Consider the following 3,107-nt stretch of genomic DNA (forward strand, 5'->3'; position numbering starts at 1 on the left):
GTCGATCGCCCACGATTCGGTATCCCGCATGCCCGCCGGCGCGAAGACGTGCTCGCGCACGTACCGGTAGTAATCCTCGCCGCTCGCCGCCTCGATGATCAGCCCGAGAACGACGTATCCGGCGTTCGAATACTCCCGCCGCGTTCCCGGCTCGAAGCGGAGAGGATCGTCCTGGAAGAGCGGAAGGTAGTCGGCGAGGGCGCGGAGCTTTCCTTTCGGCATCGCCTCGAACCGGGGTCCGAAGATGTCCCCCATCCCGGAGGTCATCGAGACGAGCTGCCCGATCGTCACCCGGTCGGCGTACGCCGCCGGATAGGACGGGAGGCGCTTCCGGATCGTGTCGGAGAGCGACAGCTTTCCGGCGGCCGCGAGCTGCCCGATCGCGACCTGCGTGAAGATCTTGTTGATCGAGCCGAGGTTGAACCGGGTGTCGATCGTGTTGGCGATCTTCTTCTCGCGATCCGCGAGACCCCACGCCTTCCGGAAAAAAGGGCGTCCCCCGCGGGCAAGGAGCGCCACTCCGGAGAATTCGCCCCGGGCGGCGGCCGCCGTCAGATACGCGTCGGCGGCGCTCGCCGCCTCCGCATCGGTCGCCATCGGCGCGGGGGGCGGCTCCCGGTCGGCCGGCGTGTCGGCGTCTTCGACGCTGATTCCGGCGAGTCTTCCCGCCTCCCGCGGATCGGCGGCGAAATCGAGTTCCCGCCACTCCTTCGTGTCGTTCCGGACGAGAACGGCCACGCGGTCGGCCGTCGATTCCAGGACCCGCTCGATCCGGAAATGCCCGTTGGCCTTTCGCATTTCGCGGTAGACCTCGAGGCGGGCCGACGCCGGGCGCTCCCGGAGAGACTCCGGCGTGAAGTGGTCCTCGAAGAACCGGCGGACCCGATCTTCGTCGCCGGAGTTGAACGCGTCGAAGTACGCCGCGGCGGCGCGGCCGAGGGGGGTGTCCGGCAGGGGCGCGGCCGCGGGGGCCGCCGCCGTTCCGGCGGACTCCGGATTCGCCCGGACGACCGATCCGGCCGCGACCAGCACCAAAAATCCCAGAGCACCGATCCTCCCGAAGGGACGTCGAGTCATGGTTCTTCCTCCCGGGAAGACTGTCGCGGGGAGTTATGAATTTTCGATGAACGGAAGGAAGAGCGTGACGACGGTCCCGCGCCCCGTCTCGCTGCGAAGCGACACGTCGCCTCCCTGGGCGCGCGCGAGTTCGCGCACGATCGAGAGGCCGAGCCCGCTCCCCCCGGTCTCGCGCGCCCGCGACGGATCCGCCCGGTAGAAACGCTCGAAAACGCGCGGCCGGTGCTCCTCGGGAATCCCCTCCCCGTCGTCCCTCACGGCGAGCGACGCGAAACCCGGCTCCGACGGCCGGGCCTCGACGACCACGCTCCCCCCCGGAGCCGAGTGGGCGATCGCGTTCTCGAGGAGATTCCGGAGCATCTGCGCGAGGCGCCTCCGGTCGGCCTTCAGGGGGGGAAGATCGGAAGCCACGTCGGCGCACAGGCGCACGCCGCGGGCGCTCGCGCGCGGCCCGTGCGACGCGATCGAATTCCGGACCGCCTCCTCGACGGAGACCGCCTCGACGTCGAGGCCGAGCACGCCGGCGTCCGCCCGCGCCAGATCGGCGAGGTCTTCGACGATGCGCGAGAGGACGGCGACGTCCTCGTGGAGCGAGGCGAGGAGCGCCGCGTCGGGCGGGAGGAGGCCGTCCTGGAGCGCTTCGATCTGCGCCCGGAGATTCGTGAGAGGCGTGCGCAGCTCGTGCGCGCTGTCCGCGACGAACCGCCGGCGAGCTTCCTCCTGCCGTCCGAGCGCTTCGGCCATCGCGTTGAACGCCCCCGCCAGGACGCCGAGCTCGTCGTGCGACCGCACCGGGACCCGCCGCGCCCGATCGCCCCGCTCCATCTCGCGCGCGGCGCGCGTGAGCGCCTCGACGGGAGCGACGATCCGGCGGGCGAAGAGCGCCGCCGCGATCGCGGCGATCAGGCCGACGCCCGCGGTCCCCGCCAGCAGCGACCGATCGAGCGAGCGGGCCGCCTCCGCGGGCGCGGTTCCGCGGCGGACGATCCGGCGCACCGAGCCGTCCGGCTGGAGGAGACGCACGTCCTCGATCCTCTCGAGCTCCCGCCTTCCCGCGAGACTCGAGATTCCGCCGAGGACGGCGAGCGCCGCGAAGACGAGGCCGACCGTGAGAAGGATCAACCTCGCCCGCAGACTACGGAGCATCGCGCCCTCCGGCGAGGCGATAACCGACTCCGAAAACGGTTTCGATCCCGGCGCCGCCCGCCGGCCGACGCGCGCGCAGCTTGCGCCGGATCTTCATCACGTGCGCGTCCACGGTCCGTTCGAGAGCCTCGGACTCTTCCGGAAGCGCCCGCTCGGCCAGAACGGCCCTCGGGACGGGCCGTCCGCGCGATTCGAGGAGGGCCTCCATCAGCCGGAATTCGGTGGGCGTGAGCGCGAGCGGCTCCCCGTCGAGCGTCGCCTGATGGCGCGCGGGGTCGAGCGCGATCGGTCCGGCGCGGAGCACGCGATCTTCGCGCTCCGGCTTCCGGCTCCTCCTGAGCACCGCGCGGACCCGCGCCACGACCTCGCGCGGCGAGAAGGGCTTCGTCACGTAATCGTCCGCGCCCCAGCCCAGGCCGCGCAGGCGATCCTCCTCTTCGGCGCGCGCCGTGACGAAGATCACCGGAGCGTCTCCTTCGGCGCGAACCGCGCGGCAGACGGCGTCCCCGCTCACGCCCGGGAGCATCCGGTCGAGGAGGACGAGATCGGGAGGCTCGCTCCGGAGGACGCGAAGGGCCTCGTCCCCGCGCGTCGCGACGACGACGCGGTACCCCGCGTTCTGCAGGTAGAGGCGCAGGAGGCCCGCGGTCTTCGCGTCGTCTTCCGCGACGAGGATCGTCGCGGGCGTCACGCCCGCCCCTCTTCGAGGAGCCCCCGGTAGAGCTCGACCACGCGGCGCGAAACGATCGGCATCGCGTAATTCTCCTCGACGCGCCGGCGGCCGGCGAGCCCCATGCGGCGTCGGAGGAGGACGTCGCCGAGCAGCCGGTCGAGCGAGAGCTCCCACTCCTCTTCCGAGCCCGCGAGGAATCCGGTCGCTCCCT

At 71.8% G+C, this 3,107-nt stretch carries 4 protein-coding genes; all 4 read right to left on the minus strand.

Annotated features, from left to right (window positions below; genetic code table 11):
• A partial coding sequence (locus VFS34_14565; GenBank protein HET9795674.1) for a serine hydrolase domain-containing protein occupies positions 1–1,077 on the minus strand: 1,077 nt, incomplete at its 3' end.
• 33 nt (positions 1,078–1,110) lie between these two features.
• A complete protein-coding gene (locus VFS34_14570) occupies positions 1,111–2,223 on the minus strand; it encodes an ATP-binding protein (GenBank protein ID HET9795675.1) in 1,113 nt (370 codons plus the stop codon).
• The gene (locus VFS34_14575; protein HET9795676.1) at positions 2,213–2,914 is read right to left on the minus strand and encodes a response regulator transcription factor; all 702 of its coding nucleotides are present in this window, start codon (positions 2,912–2,914) and stop codon (positions 2,213–2,215) included. The genes VFS34_14570 and VFS34_14575 overlap by 11 nt, the downstream gene beginning before the upstream one ends.
• On the minus strand, positions 2,911–3,107 hold a 197-nt coding region (locus VFS34_14580; GenBank protein ID HET9795677.1), incomplete at its 5' end, for a group 1 glycosyl transferase. The genes VFS34_14575 and VFS34_14580, both read right to left, overlap by 4 nt.

This window comes from Thermoanaerobaculia bacterium, assembly GCA_035717485.1.
Classification (GTDB): domain Bacteria; phylum Acidobacteriota; class Thermoanaerobaculia; order UBA5066; family DATFVB01; genus DATFVB01.

Coding starts and splice junctions, on each gene's coding strand:
- VFS34_14570 (HET9795675.1), bottom strand. CDS start 2,223: ATGCTCCGTAGTCTGCGGGCGAGGTTGATCCTTCTCACGGTCGGCCTC.